1 protein-coding gene is annotated in these 1,130 nt (G+C 58.8%); it reads right to left on the reverse strand.

Going from position 1 to position 1,130, the window contains the following annotated elements; all coding sequences use genetic code 11:
* Positions 1-920 (reverse strand): DUF6610 family protein (locus tag AN233_RS01115; protein ID WP_058365042.1); only part of this gene is annotated, 920 nt, incomplete at its 3' end.
* Positions 921-1,130 lie beyond the last annotated feature (210 nt).

Raw genomic sequence — 1,130 nt, forward strand, 5'->3', positions numbered from 1 at the left:
TAACTGCAGTATCCACAGACTGCGCCGGTATCATACTCGGCGACGAATGGACCGCGCTGAGTCGTCCAGACGTTCGCTTCGCATTCGGTACACGCAGCACCATCGAGATCCCCCGGCGATGGCCCCCCATACTCGATTTCGAAGGAGTTGTCCTGTGGTGTCGATTCGGGCCAAACACCTTGAGCCTGCCAGAATTCCTTGAGACGGGCGAGACTGTGGCGGACCGTCTTGCGAACCGTAACGTGGTCGGTGTCGCGACCGCTGTCGTCCCAACCATCTGCCGTCCAGAATTCCCCGAACTGTGCCCCGCGATGTAGGCCGTTCCAGTCGAGACCGACAATGTCGGCCGGTGGGTCGTCTGTGAGCGTCGGTCGGGTCAACTGCTGAATGACGTCAAGCTGTTTCGGCGGGCTCCCACCGAGGATGTGGACGCGTCGGCCACGCCAGTCGGTCGGCTCGGAGAACTCGTGAGCTAATCGGTCGGCATACCCTCGTGAGTAGCCGAGCACGAGGTCGTCGGGAATCATGTCGATCACCTCCTGGCACTTGGGCACGATGACGAGCTCTGCGTCGGGGTAGCTCGCTTGGATTTCGCGAGCAGCAGCGACGTATTCATCGACATCGTCGGGTTCGTACGCGTCCCCAATAACGCCGACTCGCGGCTCGTGTTCGAAAAACCGGTCGACGTATCGAGTCAGGTCGGGATTTCGAAAATCGTTATCGAGCATCCCGACGGGAATCTCTAATCCCTGAAATTGGGATTGCTGATAACTACAGTCTTCACGATACCCGGGCAGGAAGCCGAGTGTGAAGGCGTCCAGCGCGAACGGGGCCCGATGCAGGAACGCCACGTAGTCGGTTTGCCTCGCAGCGTCAATCTCACGTGCGGTGCTGCTGCTGGAACTGGTCTCGAGCGACATGAGTAGGGCCTGGAACGGCCACTTCTGGCCGCCCCGCACCCCTTCAGGGGAAGATAAAACCGGTTTGCTGGAATCTGTTAACCAACAAAAGCAGTATGATGAGATAGATGTTGGTTAACAGCCTAAACGAAGCCAAAGCCAGACTTCCCTCCACCAATTACTCGCTGGAGGGGCGTCGTTGGCGTACCTACTCAGGATTCGGCACCCAGG

It is taken from the genome of Haloparvum sedimenti (genome assembly GCF_001462205.1).
Taxonomy (GTDB): domain Archaea; phylum Halobacteriota; class Halobacteria; order Halobacteriales; family Haloferacaceae; genus Haloparvum; species Haloparvum sedimenti.